The following is a 21837-nucleotide window of genomic DNA, read 5'->3' on the forward strand; positions in this document are numbered from 1 at the left end:
TTATCCCGTGATTCTTATTGCTGTTCTACTTTGGTAACGACTGGATGCCGCAGGGGTTCCGCCAAAAACGGAGGCGTCAGTTGGAGAGAGGCAGCACGAAGGGCACGTTGCCGTCCGTATCCGCACCCCTGCCGATCGTCTTGATTGCCGCCACCAGCCTGCCATCCCGCCCAAGCAACCGGTCACCGATTGCGATGATCCGGGCATTGGGGGTGGCGTAAGGTGAGGCGGTGCGCAGGCTGAGCGCAAGCGCCATCTCGTCCTGATCCGGATAAAGGCTGAGTGCTGCAATGACGGCTGCGGCGGGAGAGCGCGACACGCCCATCCAGCAATGGATGAGAAGCGGTGCGGACTGGTCCCATTCGCGGGCGAAATCGATCAGCCGCAGCACATGCGCATCGTCAGGCGCGATGAGATCGCCGGTGCCCTTGAAGCTGATGTCGTTCATGGCAAGGGTCAGGTGCCTTTCGGCTGAGATCACCGCCGGGCGGTGAAAGGTCTGCTCCTTTGCTATCAGCGTCACCATTTCGCGGGCTTTGTGCTTCACGGCCATTTCCGCGATCCTCGACAACGGCGATACGACGATAGAAGTCATTTCACCCCTCCAGCCGCGTTGCTGGTTTTGACCACGCGCATTGCCTCGATCGCCTCGAAGCGTTCAACGAACCGCTTCTGCGCCTCGGTCGAGGGAAGTGGGATAATGTCGAACATATCGCGGGTGATGCCGCGCGGCAGGCCGAAGAATTTCTGTGCCTCGGCAATGGAAAAACCGGCAAGCTCTGTCGCCTCGAAAAAAGCGGCAACCGTATCGGCTTTCTTGATGCGGTCCTTCAGCTCGCGCGAGGCATGCGGCGGCAGGCCAAAGCGCAGATGCACGGCCGCTTCCAGCCTTTTCTCCACGGTTTTATAACCGCCGCCGACCACGGATTTGAACGGCGAGATCATGTCGCCGATGACATATTCCGGGGCGTCGTGCAAAAGCGCCATCTGCATATCGTCGGGCGTCGCATTCACACACATGCGGCAGAAAATGTTTTCGACGATGAGGCTATGCTGGGCGACGGAGAAGGCGTGATCGCCGCGCGTCTGGCCGTTCCAGCGGGCGACGCGGGCAAGACCATGGGCGATATCGGCGATTTCAACGTCGAGCGGTGAGGGGTCGAGCAGGTCGAGCCGCCGTCCAGAAAGCATGCGCTGCCAGGCGCGCGGACTTTTAGCGGGCGCCACGCCTATTCCTCCGCCTGTACCGCAGGATCGACTACGGGGAAGGAGATGCCGCTCCAGGCCGGCAAGGCCATAGTCACGGGAACATTCTCGGCAATGAGCGGCGTGGCGGAGGCGAGCGCATCGGCAACGCGGTCCGTCCGCACGATGGCAAGTCCCGTGTTGCCGCAAACGGTTCCAAGCGCCCCTACCGGTTTTCCGTTGGCGGTGATGTCTGTTCCGGTTGCGGGAAGCGCGCTTTCAGCCGAAACGGTGACGACCCGCCGTCTTGCCGTGCCGCGATGTTTCATGCGCGAGACGACTTCCTGGCCGACGAAGCAACCCTTTTTGAACGAGACGCCGTCATTCACATCCATCAGCACATCATGCGGAAAAGCATCCTGCAACGCATAATCGCGGCCGGATTCGGCAATTCCGTACTCAATGCGCAGGGCATCATATGCCGTTATGTCGCCCGAGGCCGAAGCACCCGGAACGCGGAACAGATTGATGCCGGCCTTGGCGAAACGGCCGTCCGTCGCGCCCGCCTTGGGCACGCTTTCGCTCCAGAAAACGCTGACGCCTTCTATCGGTTCGGCCTTGAGATCGACGGGCGCGCGCAGCTTGTACATGGTCAGGCGGCGCAGCAGCGCATCCTGTTCGGCAGCACCCGATTCGATCAGATAATCCGGGCCATCGCGCGCGATCAGGAAATCGAACAGGATCTTGCCTTGCGCCGTCAGAAGTGCCGAGGCGCGCGCCTCGCCTTGCGGCAGGTTTTCAACATCGGCCGTGATCAGATTGTTCAGAAACTCTTCGGCACCCGTGCCGGAAACTCTGATCAGGCGGCGGTCGGCAATAAAGGCGGAAGGCATGGCATCACCGTTCGGTTCATCGAAAGCATTTCCGGCCAGGGTCGCTGAGGGCTGCCCGAGGCAATCTGCAAAAATGCTCTCTTTTTGTTTTCGCGCAGTTTCCTTTGCAGAACCGCGACGCGCTTCTGCTGAATTGCTCATGCCGCACAGTTAGGATTTTTGCAAAAGAACGGCAAGCACCGCCGCGCGATCAATCGCCGGCGGTGAAGAACTTCCACTTGCCGTCAGGCGAAATGCCGATGCGGTAAAAGCTGTAATTACCGTATTCCTGCATATCAGCCAGATCGCCCGCCGTGATGATACGCAGCAGCTCCACCTTTTCCGGCGCGGTCAGCGTATTGAGCGGCTTTCCGGCGAAATAGGGGAAAACATAGGCTTCATCCGGGGTGCCGGCGTCGACATGGGCATAACCCGTCGAAAGCAGATCGATGATGATCGCCAGCACTTCCAGACCGTCGGGATCGCCGGAATAGCTTTTCAGCGCTGCGATCGGGTCGTCGCTGTCATTGCCGTCGATACGGAACTGCTTGTCGCTGGCGGCGATGAAAGGCCGCAGTTTTTCGATATCGCCCGAAGAGGCGGCGTCGATGATCTGCTGGCGAAGCTTGCGCACTGCTTCCGGCGCCTTGGAAATATCATGCTCGATAACGACCGACATTTCCGGCGTGTTGCCCGGCTTGGCGGGTTGCTGGGTCGATTGACCGGCGGAACGGTCGACCAGAGGGTCGGGCAGGGGAATGCCGTCCGAATCACCTTCGATCTCGTCGGGCTCGGGAGCCTGGGGCCGTTGCGGCTGTTCGCCACTTTGGGCTTGCGGCTCGCCTTCGGTATTTTGTGCGGGTTTCAGCTCGGAAAGCGCAAAGGCGCGGCTGGGCAAGCCAATAGACCCGGCGGTCAAGGCAGCCAATATGGACAGCATGGCGGAAGAGAGCAAAAGCCCCTTGCTCAGGCAAGACATGACAGACCCCGACTTTACTGTATCACACGCTGCGGGGAAAATTCGCCTTCAAGCATGCGCTGGCGCAGCGATTCCAGCATTGCTTCAGCACCGGCTTCGCCGTGCATACGGATGGTTTCGCGCATGGCCAGAGCGATTGCGGCATCGGCGATGATCTCCGGCTCGATGCCGTCGGCCATGCCGTCAGCCCATGCCTCGTTCTGGTGTTCCAGAGCGACCTGCATCTTTTCATGCACGATCATGTCGTCGATTTCGTTACGGCTCGTCTGCATTTTTCATCCTCGACAGGGCGGGCAAGTCCTTACCACCCTGTTAACAACACTAGCAGCCTTTTATCAAAACGGCACGGGCTGCGGCGAAAAGAGGTTAACAATCCGCTAATTTCCGAACCTGGACGCAATTTCTTGGGCGAGTGTTGCCCCTTCGTTACGGTAGCCCTCTTCTGCCATGACGGCGGCGCGTGTGCAACTGGTGTGGATGGCCGCAAAGGAACGATATCCACGGTTGAATGCAGCCGTCATGCGCTGGCGCCTTTCCGGTTCGTTGGCCGTATCGGCCGCCAGAAGATCGCTCATCGATTTGCGCCAGTCCTCCGGACCGGAGGAAGGGCACAGGGTTCTCAGATATTGCACCGCCCCCAATATCTCCGACAGCCGTGCCAGCCTGTCGTCATAGGGAGCGGGTTTGGGCGGTTGTGCTTCCGGCGGGCGAACCTCACTGGAAGCAGCCTTCGAAGGCTGCGCATGAGCGACGCCGTCTTGCCCGGCGGGTGCAAGCATGGTCAGGAAAAAAGACAGGAAAATGGTTGGCCTTATCAAAATTTTATTCTGCCCCACACATACTCGTGAACACCCGGCGGGCGGATCGGTCCTAAAGCCATCGCGGTCTTTCAGACCGCTCCGTCAGCTTTAGGTCTATATCATGTCGTTATCGCAAAACCGCTGCACAGTGTTGCGCGACATCCTCTAGATAATAGCGATTCTGGCTGGCTGGCAATCATGCAAGCAGCCGCTCGGCGCATTCGACGACGCTTTCCGGTGCCGGCAACCGGCGGATTTCCGCCAATGTGAACCAGCCCGCATCCGCCGCGTCGTCGGCCGCCGTCACCTCCGGGTCCGCGTCCGTTTCCACGGTAAAGACGGAGAGGAAATAGTGGCTCGTCAGCGCACCTTCGGGGTCGCGCGACGGCAGGTCATAGGTCGCAAACAGCTGCGGTTTACGCGCGACGATGCCGGTTTCCTCCTGAAGTTCGCGCAGCGCCGTCTCGGCTGGCGTTTCACCCTCTTCGCCGCGCCCGCCCGGAAAGGCGAACATGTCCTTCGACGGCGGATTTATACGGCGCACGAGCAGCAGCCGATCTCCATTCCGGACGATGGCGGAGGAGGCGGGGCGGGGCTTGATACGAAGGGTCATGAATGGTTTCGCTTGTTTCAGCCGTCTTGGGCCTGTCTATATTGGTCCGGGAATACCGATGGTATATTTGGGAATCGGATCGATTGTGCACGCAGAAGACGGTGGAATGAAGGTCTATCTTATTTATGCCCTGGCGGCTGTTGCGGAAATCGCCGGTTGCTTTTCCTTCTGGGCCTGGCTGAAGCTTGGCAAGACGGGCTGGATATTGCTGCCAGGCATGCTGGCGCTCGCTGCTTTCGCCTGGGCTTTGACGCTGGTGCCGACCGAGACCGCGGGCAGGGCCTATGCCGCCTATGGCGGGATTTACATTGCTGCATCGCTTCTCTGGCTCTGGGGCGTTGAGGGGCAAGTACCGGATAGATGGGATATCGCTGGCGGTGCCGTCTGCCTCGCGGGCGCGGCTATCATTTTATTCGGTCCCCGGGCCTGAGGAGCAGACAATGTGCGGACGTTTCGTGCTCAAAGCGACACCGGAAGAGATTGCCGATTATCTTGATCTGATCGGCCTTGAGGATTTTCCCGCCCGTTTCAACATCGCGCCCACACAGCCGATCCTGATCGTGCTGGAGGGTGAACGGCAGGAGCGCGGCAGTAACCTGCCCAACCGGCGGGCCATGCTGGTGCGCTGGGGTTTTCTGCCCGGCTGGGTCAAGGACCCGAAGGATTTCCCCCTGCTCATCAATGCGCGTTCGGAAACGGCCATTGGCAAGGCATCTTTTCGCGCCGCCATGCGCCATCGCCGCGTGCTGGTGCCTGCCACCGGCTTTTACGAATGGCGGCGCCCGCCGAAGGAGGAGGGCGGCAAGTCGCAGCCCTATTTCATCCGCCCGAAGAACGGCGGCATCGTCGCCTTTGCCGGCCTCATGGAAACCTGGTCCTCTGCCGATGGGTCCGAGGTCGATACCGGCGCCATCCTCACCACCGCTGCCAACGCCGCGATCGGCCGCATTCACGACCGTATGCCGGTGGTAATCGCGCCGGAGGATTTCAGCCGCTGGCTGGATTGCAAGACGCAGGAGCCGCGCGAGGTGGCCGACCTGATGCGCCCGGTTCAGGATGATTTTTTCGAGATGATCCCGGTATCGGACAAGGTCAACAAGGTCGCCAATGTCGGCGCTGACCTTATCGAGCCGGTGCCGGAAAGCGCGCCACTCGCGAAAATCAGGCCACCTAAGGATGATGGCCAGATGTCATTGTTCTGATGTGCTTGCTTGCTGGCATTCGAGGCTGGTCATCGCGGATCGACACCCGGTCACTCCACAGTTGCCCATCCTGCGCCCGTCTTACCCGTTCCGCCCGATTTTCTGCAGGCCTTCCTGAATCATGATGTCGGAATAGACGCGGTTGCGGCCGTTCGCCTTGGCGAGGTATAGCAGCTGGTCTGCGGCATTGAGCTGATTGTCGAAGGGTTCGCCCTTTTCGATTTCCACAACGCCGAGCGAAATCGTCAGCGCCAGGCTGCTGCCGCTCAGCTGGCGGCCGTTCTTTTCGACGGCGCCGCGCAGCTCCTCGCAGAATTGATAGGCGGCATGCGCATTGAGCCCACGCAGGAACACGGCGAATTCCTCGCCGCCAAGACGCGCGGGAATGTGGCGCTGCTCATGGCACATGTCGTGCAGCAGTTCGGCAAGCTTCTTCAGCGCCCTGTCGCCGGCATCATGCCCCAGCGTGTCGTTGATCTTCTTGAAATGGTCGATGTCGAGAATGGCGACTGCGCCGTTCTCTTCATTGTCGTTGATGACGTCCATCAGCGCCCGCGTACGCTCGAAGAAGGAGCGGCGGTTCGGCAGACCGGTCAGATGATCCCGCTCTGCCAGTTCGCGCAGCCGTTTGAGCTGTTTCAGCGTTTCGATATTGTTGTCGATGCGGCACTGCAATTCTTCCGGCACGAAGGGACGGTAGACGAAATCCGACGCCCCGGCCTTGAGGAAGCTTGCCGAAAGCAGCCGGTCCGTGGAGGACGAGATGCCGATGACCCGCAGGTCTTCCGAGGAACGGCTGTCGCGGATGCGGCGCGTCAGCTCGTAGCCGTCCATGTCAGGCATATGGTAATCGGTGATGACGAGCTGAATCGATGGATCCTGCGACAGGATTTCCAGCGCCTGCTTGCCCGAATGGGCTTCGCTGACCCTGAAATTCTGCCGTCCGAGGATTTCCACGAGGCCGGAACGCGCCGTCCGCACGTCATCCACCACCAGCACGGAAAACAGTCTGTTGGTCAAAATCCGGTCGACCGTTTTCACCACGGCATCAACGGTGCGATGGCCATCCTTGACGATGTAGTCGATGATCTTCTTTTCGGCGTAGCGCTTGCGCGCCTCTTCATCCACCGTGGCGGTGAAGACGATCGCCGGCACCTTGTGGTCGGCAAGAAGTGCGAGAATTTCACCCTTCGGCGCATCCGGCAGATTGAGACCGGTGAGTGCCAGCGTGAAATCATGGGCGCGCAGCAGTATATCGGCCTGCGCCATGCTGTCACAATGGATCACTTCGGCTGCCGTTTCCTCCGAAAGCCGCGACTTCAGCAGCATGGAAAGAGCAACGGAATCTTCAATCAGAAGGATTTTATCCTGCATGCCGTATGAAGCCCCCCATGGCCCGTCTTCGTTGGTTTTCCCGCAACATCCGAATTTGTCCGATACCGCCTGTCAACGGCATCGAAAATCGGCCTTGTTCGCTGTAGCAGGAAGAATCGCTAAAGTAGAAATTTTTTTGATGCTCAGTAGTCGATGCGAGACTATCCGTACAGTCGTCCCGTGGAAGTCGAATACTTTACTTCGTTTTGGTTGCAGCTTCGTTACGGATTGGGAAATTTTATAAAACACGCCGGTTATGCGGTTCTCGATGGGGGCCGCACAAATGGAGACGGCGCTAATATTAGCGCCGCACATTTATCCGGATGTTTTTTCGGATTGACCGTTACCATCGCAAAGTCTGCCAGGCCTTGGATGCTGTGCTTTTAAGAAAAGCGAATGTTTTCAAGCAGTTTTGGCGGCGGGCTTGCGCTTCAGCATCAGGGCTGCGGCCGCAACGGCCTTCAGTCCGAGCGGTCGGTAGTGGCTGTTGAGGTCGGGCTTCGCCTGCGGCTGTGCCTTCGTCTCGTTCGTCATTTCTCTTTCTCCACAATTCACGTCAATCGCCGTTTCGATACGTGTGAGCTACTTCTTTCGTGGGTAATCTTGACGGATTCGAGGCGAAAGAACGCGAAGCCCGCTTTTCGGGCTGCGACATTTTGCGTCATGTCAAACGCCGGTTCGTGGGAGAAAAATAATACCTGCGGTTTCAAATACCGCGATCGAGGCCGTTGCCGCCATTGGCGTCGTCATGCGCGTCTTCCTCAATCGTCAGCGTGCCGTAACGGCGGTGCCACAGGCGGGCGCTGATGGGGATGAACACGAGATAGGCGGCAACGGTCAGAACCAGTACTTCCCAGGTGAAGCTCATCAGCATCGCGACGTAAAGCACGACGACGAGGATCATCGGCAGCACCAGATCGCGGCGAATGCGGCTGGTACCTGACTTTCCCGACCAGACCGGCAGGCGGCTGATGAGAAGATAACCGATCAACACGGTGTAGGCGGCGGCGATATAGGCGAAGGGCTTGCCCGGCTCGACACCAAGGAAGCCGAGATAGACCGGCAGAAGCACCAGCATGGCGCCCATCGGCGCCGGAACGCCCACGAAAAATTCGTTCTGCCACGGCGCCTTCACCGGGCGCTCGATCATGACGTTGAAGCGCGCCAGACGAAGGCCTGCGGCAATCACGTAGATAAGGGCGGCGATCCAGCCGATCGAACGTGCCTGATCAAGCAGATAGATATAGACAACGAGGGCAGGGGCGACACCGAAATTGACGATGTCGGCCAGACTATCCATCTGTTCGCCGAATTTGGATGTCGCCTTCATCATGCGGGCGATGCGCCCGTCGATGCCGTCGAGGAAGGCGGCAAGCAGCACCATGCCCACAGCCAGCTCGAACCGGCCTTCAATGGCTAGGCGCACGCCGCTCAGGCCCGCGCAGATGGCCAGAACGGTGATGAGGTTGGGTATCACGAGGCGAAAAGGAATTTCCCTCAGGCGCGGCCCACGGCCGCTATCGTTGCGGCCCTCATGTTTTCCGTTCTGTTGCGGCTCCGAGATCGGCGTTTCCATGGCGCATGCCCTTCCTGTTTTCGTCAGCCGCGACGGCTAAGGACCGGACCCTTGGCGGAGCCGAACTCGGCCAGAACCGTTTCGCCGGCAATTGCCGTCTGGCCCACCGAAACGCGCGGCTGAAAACCTTCGGGAAGGAAGATATCGAGGCGCGAACCGAAACGGATAAGACCGAAACGCTCGCCGGCATCAACTGGTTCATTCGGCTTGACCCAGCAGACGATACGGCGGGCGACCATGCCGGCAATCTGCACCACGCCAACCTTGCCATGCGCTGTCTCGATGACGAGGCCGTTGCGCTCATTGTCTTCGGAGGCCTTGTCCACTTCCGCATTAAGGAAGAGGCCGGGGCGGTAGGCGACATTGACGATGCGGCCGCGCACGGGCGCGCGGTTCACATGGCAGTTGAACACGTTCATGAACACCGAAATGCGCACCATCGGCTCCTTGCCGAGTTCCAGCTCCAGCGGCGGAACGACGGTCTGGATGGCGGACACCTTGCCATCGGCAGGGCTGATGATCAGGTCGTCATCCTGCGGCGTCACGCGCTCGGGGTCGCGGAAGAAGTAGGCGCACCAGGCCGTCAGCACCAGACCGACCCAGAACAGCGGTTCGGATATCCAGCCGAGCACCAGCGATGCGACGAAGAAGGCGGCCACGAAGACGTAGCCTTCCTTGTGGATCGGTACGATGGTGTTGCGAATGGTGTCGAACAGATTCATAAGTTTCCTTGCTCCGGTTTCCGCCTGCCGCGTCTGTATATGGTCGTGATACGACATCATCCATACGGGCATGCGACAAAGTTCGCTTAGCTGGTTACAGCCAAACTCCCCGCCCGGCAATGGTCCGGTTGGTGTGCCGCCCTGTTGTCAGGGGTTTATGCCCGTCAATGCGCGGGTTCGCCGCGGTCCACAACGCCAAGATCGTCGGTTTCGCGAACATGGCGCAGCATTTCCTCTGCGCGAATGGCTTCGCGCTGGCGGCTCCACATCGAGGCATAAAGCCCGTTCTGCGCCATCAGCGAGGCGTGGGTTCCACGCTCGGCGATTAGCCCTTCCTTCAGCACGATGATTTCATCGGCACTGATGACGGTGGAGAGGCGGTGGGCGATGACCAGCGTCGTACGGTTTTTCGAAACGATATCAAGCGCGCTCTGGATTTCCTGTTCCGTATGGGTGTCCAGCGCAGAGGTCGCTTCATCGAGAATGAGGATCGGCGGCGCTTTCAGAATGGTTCGGGCAATCGCCACGCGCTGCTTTTCGCCGCCGGAAAGTTTCAAGCCCCGTTCGCCGACCATGGTGGCGTAACCCTCCGGCAGCTTGCCGATGAAGGCGCTGATCTGGGCCGCATCCGCCGCTGCCGTGACCTCCTCGGTCGTTGCCGAAGGGCGTCCGTAACGGATGTTGTAGGCGAGCGTATCGTTGAACAGCACGGTATCCTGCGGCACCATGCCGATCATCGAGCGCAGGCTCTTTTGCGTCACGTCGCGAATGTCCTGCCCGTCGATGGTGACGGCGCCTTCCTGAATATCGTAGAAACGATAAAGCAACCGCGAGATCGTCGATTTTCCGGCACCCGAAGGACCGACGATCGCCACCGTCTTGCCCGCCGGCACATCGAAGGAAACGCCCTTCAGGATCGGTCTTTCCGGATCGTAGGCGAAATGCACGTCGCGGAAGGAGATAGCGCCCGGTCCGGCCACAAGCGGCTTTGCGTCCGCCCTGTCGGTAACCTCGGCCTCGACCTCGAGAAGTTCGAACATCTGTTCGATGTCGGTCAATCCCTGGCGAATTTCACGATAGACGAAGCCGATGAAGTTCAGCGGTACCGAAAGCTGCAGCAAAAGCGCGTTGATGAACACGAAATCGCCAATGGTCTGCTCGCCGCGCTGCACGGCCATCGCCGACATCACCATCATGACCGTGGAGCCGATGCCGAAGATCACGCCCTGGCCGAAGTTCAGCCAGCCGAGCGACGTCCAGATCGAGATCGCTGATTTTTCATAGCGCTCCATGGCGACGTCAAAGCGCTTCGCCTCCATCTCCTCATTGCCGAAATATTTGACGGTTTCGAAGTTCAACAGTGAATCGATCGCCTTGGTGTTGGCATCGGTGTCGCTGTCGTTCATGGCGCGGCGAATGGAGATGCGCCAGTTGCTGGCCCGCACGGTGAACCAGATATAAGCCCACACGGTGACAACCGTGACCAGCACATAGGAAAAGCTGTAGGAGGTCCAGAAAATGATCGCCGTCAGCAGGAATTCGATGAAGGTCGGTGCGGTGTTAAGAATGGTGAAGCGGACAATGGTTTCGATGCCCTTGGTCCCGCGCTCGATAACCCGCGAAAGCCCGCCGGTCTTGCGCTCCAGATGGAAGCGCAGGGAAAGCCGGTGCATGTGCACGAAGGTTCGGTAGGCGAGCTGGCGCACGGCATGCTGGCCGACGCTGGCAAACAGCGAATCGCGCAGCTGGTTGAGCCCGACCTGTATCAGCCGCGTCAGATTATAGGCGATGACAAGCGCGACAGCACCGAGCAGAAAGGCCGGAACCAGCCCGACCATGTCCAGCTTGCCGTTCAGCGCATCCGTTGCCCATTTGAAGAAATAGGGAACGAGGATCAGCACCAGCTTGGCGACAACGAGAAACGCCGTCGCCCAGATTACCCGCATTTTCAGGTCAAGGCGGCCTTCCGGCCACATGTAGGGCCAGAGGTTGATGAGGGTCTGCGTGGGATTGCTGGAATCCGCCGAAATGGTTTTTTTCTTAGTGGCCATCATTTGCTCCGGGCACTGCCGGAAGCCGACAGCAGGGCGGCGGCTCTGGAAAGCCGCCGTGCTTGTCACAGGTAGGGTTGTTGCGGGGTCACCGCAATGTCTTGAACGATCAGGAACCGCTCTTCAGACGCTTGCGATGAAGTTCTTCCGCATTCGGCAGTGCCTTCTCCGGCACACCGAAAATCTGGCCGGGCTCGATCAGGTCAGGATTTTTGATCTGATCCTCGTTGGCGAGGTAGATCGTGGTGTAACGCACGCCCTGTCCGTAAACGCGGCGGGAAATCTGCCACAGCGTATCGCCGCGGCGGATGATGACGCTGTTCTGGCTTTCGGCAAGCGGCGGCTGCTCGAAGGTCTGCGGACCGGCGGGCGCCTGCGGTGCAGGTGCGGGCGGCGCGATGATGTGGAGGTCGGCAAGACGGCTTGCCAGCGTGGCGATGCCCTTGCCGATCCCGGCAACGTCGTTCGGCCACGCCTCTACCGATGTCAGCAACTGACGTGCCTTGGCGGCGATATCGCCGGCAAAGGCGGTAAAGGACGGCTCGGTGCCGGCGGCAGTGCGGAACTCGGAGAGCGACTTGAGGCCGATCACCACGGCGGAGCGGCCCGCAATGGCCTGGTCGAGCGCCGGTGTGGCCTGATCCTTGTAAAGATTGGACAGAATGCCGAAGGCCTTGGCGACATCCGTGCGCAGCTTTTCGAATGCAGCGCGGTCGCTTGCTGTGCTCTGATTTTCAGCGGGTGCGGTCGTCGTGGCGACGGAGGGCGTTGCGGACGGTGCCTGCATGGCGACGGTTGCCTGGTCGGTCTGCGGGCGCTCGAAAGGAACGCGCACGCGCACCTTCACCGTGCCGTCGGCATTCAGCTCTTCGACAGTGATGATATGGCTGCCGACGGAAAGATCGACATTGCCCTCGATGACGAAATGGCCGGAGGCCTCCGTGGTGCTTTTGCCGATTTCCTTGTCATCGACCAGCGCGCGCACGCTCGAAGCGGCAGGCGCGGAACCCGCAACGAAAATCTTCGAGCCTTCGAATTCGACGGCGGTCACCTGAACGGTCGAAGTCAACGGGGCGGCGGCAGCGGACGGAGCCGGGGTACCAACGGCAGTCGCGGGCGTCGCGGTGGCGGCAGCTGTTGCCGACTGGCCCGGTTGCGCGGCTTGCGGGGGCTGGAGTGCTGAAGGTGCCGCCTCCGGCATTGCCAGCACGCGGCTTGCTTCACCGGGCTTGGACACCATTGCCAAGAGTTCGCCCGCCTTGCCGTTGGGCACGGAAACGGTTGCGACTTCTTCGGATTGCGTTGCCTTGCCGCTGGCGTCGGTCGAGCGCAGCACCAGCTCATGGTCGCCTGGTGGTAGCGGATTGTCAAAAACGGCGGCGAAATCGCCCGATCCGTCGATGGTCGTCTGCGCGATCACCTTACCGTTGCTGAGGATTTCCAGCTTCGAGCCGGGCTGTGCCTTGCCCGCGACCACAGCCGAACCATCAGGTTCTACGCGAAGCACGTCAAAGGTCGGTGCGCCTGATGTGGCCTGCGCTGCATCGGCGGCAGGAGCCGCGGGTTGGGGCTGCTGTGCAGCGCCATCGTCGGTGCCGGTGAAGACACCCGCCAGACGGCGAACCTGTGCTGCCGCCGCCGCTGCACTATCGGGCAGACCGCGCAGGAAAGCGGTGGTGCGTTCGGCCGCAGTGCGCGCCGTGGTGATGAGGCGCGACGTCGTTTCATCCAGCGTCTCGGGAATTTCGATATTGGTCAGTTCCTTGAGCGATGCCTCGACCTTCTTGCGTGCTGCCGCAAAGTCGGCGTCGGACGGAACCTTGCTGTCGGCGAAAAGCGTGGTCAGATCCTTGATCGACTGGGTTGCGGAAGCCGCGAGGCGCCCGACCTTGTCGGCGATATTGGCGGTCTCCTGAGCGGCGTCGGACAGGATGTCGCCCGCCTTGTCGCTGCCCATTTCAACGCTGTTCTTTACCGCGTTGCCCGCTTCGTTGATGGCATCGCCGATCGGTTTGCCGTCATTGGAAATTCTAGGCAGGACGAAAAAGATCATGAGCAGGGACGCGATGCCCAGCACGATCAGTGCCAGCAAACCGGCTTTATTGTTTTTCATCCTGGAATCTCCGGGTATTGTAAGCTTTTTACACGAGTTGAGATTGCTAGCGTCTTACCTTGCCCCAGACAAGCGGCGTGGCCGTAAAAGGCCATATTTGCAAGGGATTTCCCAAATTTTCTTGACGTGTCGCATCCGGCATAGTTCCTTCCCCTCATGACGGACAAAAATACAGCGATTCGATCCATCTGCGTTTATTGCGGCTCCCAGCCCGGACGTGATCCGGCTCACATGGAAGCAGGCCGCGCGCTTGGGAAATCCATTGCCGAAAACGGCATTCGCCTGGTCTATGGCGGTGGCACCAAGGGCATCATGGGCGCGGTCGCCAGCGGCGTTCTTTCCAACGGCGGCGAAGTAACGGGTATCATACCTGAATTTCTGGTCGATATGGAGGCTACACGCCATTCTCTCGGACAATTGAACGAGCTCATCGTCACCAAGGACATGCATGAGCGCAAACATATGATGTTCGAGCGCTCGGATGCTTTCGTAACGTTGCCGGGCGGTGTCGGCACGCTGGAAGAGATCGTCGAAATCATGACCTGGGCGCAGCTCGGTCGTCACGCCAAGCCGATTGTCTTCGCCAATATCAACGGCTTCTGGAACCCGATGCTGGAACTCGTGCAGCATATGCGCGATCAGGGTTTCATCCATCGCGCCCATCTTCTGAACCCGCTGGTCATCGATGAGGTGAAGGACATCGTGCCCGCCATCATCGACCGGGCGCTTGCGCAGCAGAACCCGGAAGGCGACCCCTCGGTAATCTCCCGTCTCTAGGCATCGAATAAATGTTAACGGGCCGCCACGCGGTTCGTTACAATTTTAAGTGTATATTAATAGAGATTTGACTGCGGCATCGCCCCGCCCGCTGTTTTCATGGCTCCGCGCTCGATCCTGTGCCAGCGTCTACAAGGCGTAGGCTGAGCGCGGAATTTGATTTTCGCCGCCATGATAGCGGGGCTCATTGGGGAATGATTGCTTTTTTGGTGCGGCTGAAAAGCCGGACGCATTTTATTATTCAGAGAAGTCCGTTTCAGGGCAGGGATGCGATCCTCGGTTCCGCTGCCCGCCGCCGGGTGGACGCGAAAAAGCGGCTCGGAATATTGATCGCCGTCTTTGCCGTTATCTATGGCGTCGTTGCGGCGCGACTGGTCCAATACGGCCTTGCCGAACCCATTGCGACCGCATGGATCAATACCGGCGCTACCGCAGTCGCGTCCCGTCCCGATATCCTCGACCGCAACGGCACGCTGCTCGCGACCGATCTCAACATGGTGTCGCTTTATGCGGATCCGCGCCGGGTCGTGGACGCGGATGAGGTTGTCGAGAAACTCGCAACCGTCATCCCCAATCTCGACTGGCGCGAGACGCACCGCAGATTGCGCTCGGACACCGGCTTTCAATGGCTGCGGCGCCAGCTGACGCCGCGCCAGCAGGCCGATATTCTCAACCTCGGCATCCCCGGCATCGGTTTCCGGCCGGAGAAACGGCGCTTTTATCCGGGTGGCCCCGCAGCCTCGCATATCATCGGCCACGTCAATGTCGACAATCAGGGCCTTGCGGGGATGGAACGTTATCTCGACCAGCAGGGCCTGGCCGACCTGCGCGCGACCGGCCTTGCCAGCGGTGCACCGCTGGAGCCGGTGAGGTTGTCGATCGATCTGCGGGTGCAGAACATCGTGCGTGAGGTCGTGCTCAAGGCGAAAACCGCCTATCAGGCGGAGGCTGCCGGTTCAGTGATACTGGATGTGGAGACGGGCGAGGTGCTGGCCATGGCGTCGGTGCCGGATTACGACCCGAACGAGCCTTCCCCCACCCTTGCCGATGGCAGCATCGACAGGGAGTATGAAAAGGGCTGGTTCAACCGCATGAGCAATGCGACCTTCGAGATGGGATCCACCTTCAAGAGCTTCACACTTGCCATGGGACTGGATGCAGGGGCCATAACGCTCAACTCGGTAGTTGACGCGTCGCGGCCCATCCGCATGGGCGGCTTCACCATCAAGGATTTCAAGGGCCGGAACCGCCCGCTGTCGATCCCGGAAGTGTTTCAATATTCATCGAATATCGGCACGGCGGCTGTTGCCGACAAGGTCGGGGTCGAAGGCCACCAGCAGTTCCTGACGAAACTGGGACTTCTCTCCAGAATGGACACGGAAATGCCCGGCGTTGCCACGCCCACCCAGCCGAGAACATGGAAGAAGATCAATTCCGTCACCATTTCCTTCGGCCATGGCGTTGCCACTACGCCTTTGCAGACGGCGGTGGCGGCAGCTGCGCTCATCAATGGCGGCAACCTTATTTCGCCGACCTTCCTGCCGCGCTCCCGAGAGGATGCGGCTGTGCTTTCTCGCACCGTCATCAACGGAAAGACGAGCGCCGATATGCGTTACCTTTTCAACTGGAACGGTATCAAGGGTTCGGGCAGGGGTGCGCAGGTGGAGGGATTTCATGTTGGCGGCAAGACGGGAACCGCCGACAAGGTCATCAATGGCCGCTATGCCAAGGATATCAATTTCAACGCCTTCGTTGCCGGTTTTCCGATGCACAAGCCGAAATATGTCGTGCTGACGATGATCGACGCCCCCAGGACCGGCGTGAACGGAGGACGCACGGCTGCCTCGACGGCCGCACCCATGACCCGCGAAATCATCACGCACACGGCTGGACTTCTCGGCGTCAAACCGCGCTTCGGTTATGACGCGACACCGCAATTGCTGGTCGATTATTGAAGACCCACATTCCCGTGACAGATACGGGAATGTGGAGAGGTGGCATGACGCGGAAGGTTATCGCTTCAGCCGCATCAGGCTCGATGCGGTATAGATCGCCAGCGCCACCCAGATCATTGCAAAGGAAGCCATCCGCACCATGTCGAACGGTTCCTTGAAGATGAAGATGGCGATGAGGAAGATCATCGTCGGCGCGATATATTGCATGATGCCGATGGTTGACAGCCGCAGAAGCTTTGCACCATTGCCGTAAAGAATAAGCGGAACGGCGGTGACGATGCCGCTGGCGGCAAGCAGCCAGGTATCGGTCGCATTGCCGGCCATGAAATGCGCCTGTCCGCTAATGGCAAACCAGGCCAGCACCAGCACGGCCGGAACGGAAAGAAGCATGACTTCAAGCAGGAAGCCCTGTGTGGCGCCGATTGGCAGCGTCTTGCGGAAGAAGGCGTAGAAACCCCAGGACACGGTAAGCGCGATGGAAACCCATGGCAGGCTGCCCGCATGCCAGGTGAGGATCGCAACGGCCAGCCCCACGAGGCCGATGGCGGCGATCTGCGCCGGATAAAGCTTTTCCTTGAGCAGTACCGCGCCGAGGAAGATGCTGAACAGCGGATTGATAAAATAGCCGAGCGCGGCATCGAGTGCGCGGCCCGCGCCGATCGCCCAGATATAGATGCCCCAGTTGATGCTGATGAGGGCGGCCGTGAGGCTTGCCATGGCGAGCATTTTAGGGGTTTTCAGCGCAGTGCGGATTTCCGCCGTGCGACCGAGAGCGATGAGGACGGCGGCGCCGATCGGCACCGACCAGATGACGCGGTGCACGATGACCTCTAGAGGCGAAATATGCGCAACCGCCTTCATGTAGATGGGAAGGAATCCCCACAGCAGATATGCGGAGAGCGCGAAAGCAAAACCGCGTGCGCTATCGCCGCCCTCTTGGGCCGGAAGCGTTTTATCGAGTGCCATGGGAGTACCGCCAATTATTAGGGATGGCCCTTCATAACGGATCGTCGTAGCGCGGGCCAATTCATTTCCGTGAAGCGTTCATGAGAAAAACTGCATGAATAAAAGGCGATTTGCCCTTGAAACAGGCGACTTTGCGACAGGAGGGATGATCCACGCACGAAAATCTGCGTGAATCGTTGTCTCATCAGGTCGCTTCAAGCATCTGAAAGGCCTGCCTATTTCCCCCCGAAACGATCGGTTGCGCGGATCAGCTGGTCAAGAATACCAGGTTCGCTCAGCGCATGCCCGGCTGCCTCGACAATATGGAAATCCGCCTTCGGCCAGGCCTTGGCAAGCTGCCAGGCATATTTCAGCGGGCAGGGCATATCGTAACGCCCGTGCACGATGACGCCCGGAATATCGCGAAGCTTGTTGGCATCGCGCAGCAATTGCCCTTCCTCCAGCCAGCCGCCATTGACGAAGAAGTGGTTCTCGATGCGTGCGAAGGCGATGGCGTATTTATCCTCGCCGAAATCCTCGACGCGCGCCGGATCGGTCACAAGGGCGATGGTTGCGCCTTCCCATTGGCTCCATGCTCGCGCGCATTCGAGTTTCTTGGCTTCGTCCGTACCGGTGAGATAGCGGTTATAGGCCTGCATCATCTCGCCGCGCTCGGTTTCAGGAATTGGCGCGATAAAGTTTTCCCAGCGATCGGGATACATTTCAGAAACGCCGAACTGGTAATACCAGTCCAGTTCCGGCCTGGTAACCGTGTAGATGCCGCGCAGCACCAGTTCGCTCACGCGTTCGGGATGAGTCTCGGCATAGGCAAGCGCCAGCGTCGAGCCCCAGGAGCCGCCGAAAACCAGCCATTTTTCAAAGCCGCACAGCGCACGGAGCCTTTCAATGTCGGCAACCAGATGCCAGGTGGTGTTGGCTTCCAGTTCCGCATGCGGCGTGGAGCGACCGCAGCCGCGCTGATCGAATAGGATGACGTCGTAAAGTGCCGGGTCGAAAACGCGGCGATGCGTGGGGTTTACCCCGCCGCCAGGACCGCCATGCAGGAAAACCGCCGGTTTTGCACCGCGTGTACCAACTCGTTCCCAATAGATCGTGTGCCCATCGCCGACATCGAGCATGCCGCTCTCGAAGGGTTCGATCTCGGGGTAAAAGCTGAGCAATTCTTCGGTCATGTCTTACTTTCCTTCGGGTGGCCATTCGGCCGTGTCACGATCCGGGTGTTGCCGGTTGTTGACCGGTAGCCGGTTTTCATCCGGCGCAGCTTCCGGCTCGACCGGCAAGCCGTCAAGCTCCCCGAACCAATGCATTTTGCTGTCGAGATTTGATTGAGCCTCGGGCTTTATCCGCTCCGGCTCGTCCAGCGAACCAAGCGTGATGTTGATGAAATCGGCGTCCGGCATGTCATAGAAAAGCGGCGTGCCGCACCGTCCGCAAAAACCGCGCCGCACGTGATCGGACGACTGGAACCACGAAGCCTCGCCACGGGTCATTTCAAACTTCGCGCGGGTGCTTGCTGCAAGCGGCATGAAATAGTTGCCCGATGCCTTCTGGCACATGCGGCAATGACACAGATGCGGATAGCGCAACCCGCCATCGATCCGGTAACGCACGGCGCCACACTGGCATCCGCCGCTGAAGCTTTCTGAACCGTTCATGCGCGGTCGTCTTCCGGCGGCCAGACCTTGGTGTCGTGGTCCGGGTGCTGGAAGGAGGTGATATCAGCCTCATCGACGCTCTGCTCGATTGCAGGTTTGGAAAACAGCTGCTCGATCCAGGGCATGCGCTTGTGGATATTGACCTGCACCTGCGGTTCGATCCGCTCCGGCTGATCGAAAGCGCCGATCGCGATTTCTACGCCGCCAGGATAATGGTAGGTCAGCGGCGTGCCGCATTTGTTGCAGAAGCCGCGATGGATTTTCGCAGATGAACGGAAGAGGGAAGGCTGGCCGCGCGTCCATGTCAGATGCGCCTGATCGGCGGTGACGAGCGCACCGAAGAAATTGCCGAAATGCTTCTGGCACATGCGGCAATGGCAAATGGAGGGGCGACCGATCTTGCCCGCATGAAACCGCACGGCGCCGCACTGGCAGCCGCCGGAAAAGCCTGTTTCGCTCATCGTTTATTCTCCGGGGGCCAGCTCTCGGTGTCGTGGTCGGGGTGCTGGTAGGAAACGAGGTTGGTCAGATAGTCGACCGAGGTCAGATCGTCTTCCGTTGGGACGGCGGGTAGCGTGTGGATGCTGTCGACGAAATCGATCTTGCGTTCCACACCCCACTGAATGGTGGGCGGCAAGGCGGCGGGATCGTCGAAAGCACCGGCCGCAACCGCCATGCCATCCGGCGCCTCATAGGTCAGTGGCGTGCCGCATTCGGGGCAGAAGCCGCGCTTGACGACGCTGGAGGACTGGAAGCGCTTGGGTTCGCCGCGCGTCCATTCGAATTCGACCTCACGCACCGAAACCAGCGGCGCGTAATATGCCCCGAAAGCCTTCTGGCACATGCGGCAGTGGCAGACGGAACTGTCTTTCAACTCCCCGCTGGCGCGAAAACGGATCGCACCGCACTGGCATCCGCCGGTGTAGGTGGTCATGGTTGGCTCTCCTCTGTCACGCGGAGTATGTGCAGGCAGACGTTATCGATGTCTTTCACAACATCTTCGTTCCAGAAACGCAGAACCCGCCAGCCACACTGCTCCAGCGTCTCCGTTCGTTGCCGATCATAGTCTGCCGCAGCATCTTCCGCATGCTGAAACCCGTCTAACTCGACAATGATCTTATGCGACGGGGAGGCGAAATCAACGATGTATCCTGCGACAGGCAGCTGGCGTCTGAAAGATAGACCTGCAAGACGATGGGCACGGACGGCGTTCCAGAACTTGAGTTCGGCGCCGGTCATGGCCTTGCGCATCTGCCGAGCATGTTCCCGATGTCGGGGTCTGACCTTGGCATGGGGCATTGGGATGCTCGCGACTTGAACGGTTGCCGCGAGATTGTAGCATGGTGTGGACGAAATCAAGGGCCTGTCGTGGGGGATCACCCCCCTCTGCCCTGCCGGGCATCTCCCCCTCAAGGGGGGAGATCGACAAGCGGCTAGCACCCTGCCTATGGAATGCGCGGGGACTTATCGTACTAGCGCGCGGCATCTGATCTCCCCCCTTGAGGGGGATATGCCCGGCAGGGCAGAGGGGGGTAAGCCGCAGACGCGACGCTACCGCTTCAACTCCCAGGTCGTCGTCCGTTCCCCGGTTTCCTTGTCCTTGCCATCCTTCAGCTGGATACCCTTTTCAGAAAGCTCGTCGCGCAAACGATCAGCCTCCGCAAAGTTCTTCGCCTTCAGCATTTCAAGGCGCAGCTGCACCAGGGCATCGACTGCCGAAACGATGGCCTCGTCCACTTCCGCTTTCTTCGGCAATACGCCGAGCAGGGCGGCGCTGGCCGCGAAGGCGGGCAGGCGGGCAGGATCGGTGTTGGCGGCATGTGCCAGCGCATGAAGCGCCTGCACGGCGGCAACCGTGTTCAGGTCGTCGGCAAGCGCATCAAGCACGGTTTCGTCCGGCGCGGCGTCTGAGGCTTCGGCCGCCGGCCACTTGGCGAGCAGACGTTCGGCCTCTTCGAGACGCTTCACCGAAAAATCGATTGGCTCGCGGTAATGCGTCATCAGCATGGCAAGGCGAAGAACCTCGCCCGGCCATTGGCGGCCGCCGAATTTTTCGGTGTGCAGCAATTCATAGATGGTCACGAAGTTGCCCTCGGACTTCGACATCTTGCGGCCTTCCACCTGCACGAAGCCGTTATGCATCCACACATTGGCCATCACCTGCGTGCCATGGGCACAGCGGGATTGCGCGATTTCGTTCTCGTGATGCGGGAAGATGAGATCGAGCCCGCCGCCATGAATATCGAACACTTCGCCGAGGTAGCGACCGGCCATGGCCGAGCATTCGATGTGCCAGCCCGGACGGCCTCGGCCCCAGGGGCTTTCCCAGCCCGGCTCATTATGAGAGGAAAGTTTCCACAGCACGAAATCGCCGGGGGTCTTCTTGTGGGCTTCCACCGCCACGCGCGCGCCGGCCTGCTGTTCGTCCAGCGGGCGTTTGGACAGCTGGCCGTAATCGGCCATCGAGCGGGTGTCGAACAGCACTTCGCCGCCCGCCGCATAGGCATGGCCGCGCGCGATCAGCTTCTCGATGATGTCGATCATCTCGGCGATGTAGTCGGTGGCGCGCGGTTCAACGGTCGGCTGCAGGCAGCCGAGTGCTGCCACATCCTCATGGAACTGGTCGGCGGTCTTTTTCGTCACCGCGTGGATGGCGTCGTTCAGCGGCAGATGCGGATAGTCGCGCAGCGCCCTTGCGTTGATCTTGTCGTCGAGATCGGTGATGTTGCGAGCGTAGGTCACATGGCTTTCGCCATAGACGTGGCGCAGCAGCCGGTAAAGAACATCGAAAACGATGACCGGGCGCGCATTGCCGATATGGGCGAAATCGTAAACCGTTGGTCCGCAGACATACATGCGCACATTGTCGGCGTCGATCGGCGCAAATTCCGTCTTTTCGCGTGTCAGGGTGTTGTGGAGTTTCAGGCGCAAGGACATGCGGGCGTTCCCTAAAGGCAGTCAATTGTCCTGGCCGGACCGTTTGTCTGTTGGACCTTG

24 protein-coding genes are annotated in these 21837 nt (G+C 59.9%); 4 read left to right on the forward strand and 20 right to left on the reverse strand.

Annotated elements, in window-relative coordinates; all coding sequences use genetic code 11:
• Positions 1-76: 76 nt before the first annotated feature.
• From CRP02_RS16370 to CRP02_RS16400, 7 genes are all read right to left on the reverse strand, one after another.
• Entirely contained in the window at positions 77-595 is a 519-nt protein-coding gene (locus CRP02_RS16370) for a tyrosine phosphatase family protein (RefSeq protein ID WP_019565367.1), read from the reverse strand.
• Entirely contained in the window at positions 592-1227 is a 636-nt protein-coding gene (locus CRP02_RS16375) for a YfbR-like 5'-deoxynucleotidase (RefSeq protein ID WP_179784048.1), read from the reverse strand. The genes CRP02_RS16370 and CRP02_RS16375 overlap by 4 nt, the downstream gene beginning before the upstream one ends.
• Positions 1228-1229: 2 nt before the next feature.
• Positions 1230-2078, reverse strand: coding sequence for a YgfZ/GcvT domain-containing protein (locus tag CRP02_RS16380; RefSeq protein ID WP_097172811.1), 849 nt, complete (start codon positions 2076-2078; stop codon positions 1230-1232).
• 190 nt (positions 2079-2268) lie between these two features.
• A complete protein-coding gene (locus tag CRP02_RS16385; RefSeq protein ID WP_097171742.1) occupies positions 2269-3036 on the reverse strand; it encodes a hypothetical protein in 768 nt (255 codons plus the stop codon).
• 14 nt (positions 3037-3050) lie between these two features.
• Positions 3051-3308, reverse strand: coding sequence for a hypothetical protein (locus CRP02_RS16390; protein ID WP_003496894.1), 258 nt, complete (start codon positions 3306-3308; stop codon positions 3051-3053).
• 105 nt (positions 3309-3413) lie between these two features.
• Positions 3414-3854: a TIGR02301 family protein gene (locus tag CRP02_RS16395; RefSeq protein ID WP_097102076.1), complete on the reverse strand. Its 441-nt coding sequence runs from the start codon at positions 3852-3854 to the stop codon at positions 3414-3416.
• A 178-nt stretch (positions 3855-4032) separates the two neighbouring features.
• Positions 4033-4449 carry an NUDIX hydrolase gene (locus CRP02_RS16400; RefSeq protein WP_097171743.1) on the reverse strand — a complete coding sequence of 139 codons (417 nt, stop codon included), beginning with the start codon at positions 4447-4449 and terminating at the stop codon, positions 4033-4035.
• A gap of 106 nt (positions 4450-4555) precedes the next feature.
• Here CRP02_RS16400 and CRP02_RS16405 point away from each other — a divergent pair, with 106 nt between their 5' ends.
• Both CRP02_RS16405 and CRP02_RS16410 read left to right on the forward strand, forming a co-directional pair.
• Complete coding sequence (locus tag CRP02_RS16405; protein ID WP_097172812.1) at positions 4556-4879, forward strand: YnfA family protein; 324 nt, start codon at positions 4556-4558, stop codon at positions 4877-4879.
• Between the two features lie 10 nt (positions 4880-4889).
• On the forward strand, positions 4890-5651 hold the full coding sequence (locus CRP02_RS16410) for an SOS response-associated peptidase (protein ID WP_097171744.1): 762 nt from the start codon (positions 4890-4892) through the stop codon (positions 5649-5651).
• Between the two features lie 81 nt (positions 5652-5732).
• Here the strand turns inward: CRP02_RS16410 and CRP02_RS16415 are convergent, their stop codons facing one another.
• The 6 genes from CRP02_RS16415 to CRP02_RS16435 all read right to left on the reverse strand — a co-directional run bounded on the left by CRP02_RS16415 (position 5733) and on the right by CRP02_RS16435 (position 13487).
• Positions 5733-7025 carry a response regulator gene (locus CRP02_RS16415; protein ID WP_097171745.1) on the reverse strand — a complete coding sequence of 431 codons (1293 nt, stop codon included), beginning with the start codon at positions 7023-7025 and terminating at the stop codon, positions 5733-5735.
• 402 nt (positions 7026-7427) lie between these two features.
• On the reverse strand, positions 7428-7559 hold the full coding sequence (locus CRP02_RS27975) for a hypothetical protein (RefSeq protein ID WP_003496883.1): 132 nt from the start codon (positions 7557-7559) through the stop codon (positions 7428-7430).
• Positions 7560-7731: 172 nt separating this feature from the next.
• Positions 7732-8601 carry a CDP-diacylglycerol--serine O-phosphatidyltransferase gene (pssA, locus tag CRP02_RS16420; protein WP_097102085.1) on the reverse strand — a complete coding sequence of 290 codons (870 nt, stop codon included), beginning with the start codon at positions 8599-8601 and terminating at the stop codon, positions 7732-7734.
• A gap of 23 nt (positions 8602-8624) precedes the next feature.
• Positions 8625-9323, reverse strand: a complete 699-nt coding sequence (locus CRP02_RS16425; RefSeq protein WP_003512305.1) for a phosphatidylserine decarboxylase — start codon at positions 9321-9323, stop codon at positions 8625-8627.
• A gap of 164 nt (positions 9324-9487) precedes the next feature.
• The gene (locus CRP02_RS16430) at positions 9488-11374 is read right to left on the reverse strand and encodes an ABCB family ABC transporter ATP-binding protein/permease (RefSeq protein WP_097171746.1); all 1887 of its coding nucleotides are present in this window, start codon (positions 11372-11374) and stop codon (positions 9488-9490) included.
• Positions 11375-11483: 109 nt separating this feature from the next.
• Entirely contained in the window at positions 11484-13487 is a 2004-nt protein-coding gene (locus CRP02_RS16435) for a LysM peptidoglycan-binding domain-containing protein (RefSeq protein WP_097171747.1), read from the reverse strand.
• 156 nt (positions 13488-13643) lie between these two features.
• Between CRP02_RS16435 and CRP02_RS16440 the strand changes: the two genes are divergently transcribed.
• Both CRP02_RS16440 and CRP02_RS16445 read left to right on the forward strand, forming a co-directional pair.
• Positions 13644-14264, forward strand: coding sequence for a TIGR00730 family Rossman fold protein (locus tag CRP02_RS16440; RefSeq protein WP_003512311.1), 621 nt, complete (start codon positions 13644-13646; stop codon positions 14262-14264).
• Positions 14265-14458: 194 nt separating this feature from the next.
• Complete coding sequence (locus tag CRP02_RS16445) at positions 14459-16219, forward strand: peptidoglycan D,D-transpeptidase FtsI family protein (protein ID WP_097171748.1); 1761 nt, start codon at positions 14459-14461, stop codon at positions 16217-16219.
• Positions 16220-16276: 57 nt separating this feature from the next.
• On the opposite strand, the gene rarD is transcribed toward CRP02_RS16445, so the two are convergent.
• From rarD to cysS, 7 genes are all read right to left on the reverse strand, one after another.
• Positions 16277-17185 (reverse strand): EamA family transporter RarD, encoded by a 909-nt coding sequence (rarD, locus tag CRP02_RS16450; RefSeq protein WP_097171749.1) that lies wholly within the window; start codon positions 17183-17185, stop codon positions 16277-16279.
• 215 nt (positions 17186-17400) lie between these two features.
• Positions 17401-18357 carry a prolyl aminopeptidase gene (gene pip / locus CRP02_RS16455; RefSeq protein WP_097171750.1) on the reverse strand — a complete coding sequence of 319 codons (957 nt, stop codon included), beginning with the start codon at positions 18355-18357 and terminating at the stop codon, positions 17401-17403.
• Between the two features lie 3 nt (positions 18358-18360).
• Positions 18361-18840, reverse strand: coding sequence for a GFA family protein (locus CRP02_RS16460; protein ID WP_097171751.1), 480 nt, complete (start codon positions 18838-18840; stop codon positions 18361-18363).
• A complete protein-coding gene (locus CRP02_RS16465; RefSeq protein WP_097102099.1) occupies positions 18837-19301 on the reverse strand; it encodes a GFA family protein in 465 nt (154 codons plus the stop codon). Before CRP02_RS16465 ends, CRP02_RS16460 begins: the two co-directional genes overlap by 4 nt.
• On the reverse strand, positions 19298-19774 hold the full coding sequence (locus CRP02_RS16470; protein WP_097102102.1) for a GFA family protein: 477 nt from the start codon (positions 19772-19774) through the stop codon (positions 19298-19300). Before CRP02_RS16470 ends, CRP02_RS16465 begins: the two co-directional genes overlap by 4 nt.
• Positions 19771-20139, reverse strand: a complete 369-nt coding sequence (locus CRP02_RS16475; RefSeq protein WP_097171752.1) for an endonuclease domain-containing protein — start codon at positions 20137-20139, stop codon at positions 19771-19773. The genes CRP02_RS16470 and CRP02_RS16475 overlap by 4 nt, the downstream gene beginning before the upstream one ends.
• Positions 20140-20391: 252 nt before the next feature.
• Positions 20392-21777, reverse strand: coding sequence for a cysteine--tRNA ligase (cysS, locus tag CRP02_RS16480; protein ID WP_097102106.1), 1386 nt, complete (start codon positions 21775-21777; stop codon positions 20392-20394).
• Positions 21778-21837 lie beyond the last annotated feature (60 nt).

Origin of the sequence: Rhizobium sp. AN5 (assembly GCF_900215255.1) — a bacterium.
Taxonomy (GTDB): domain Bacteria; phylum Pseudomonadota; class Alphaproteobacteria; order Rhizobiales; family Rhizobiaceae; genus Agrobacterium; species Agrobacterium tumefaciens.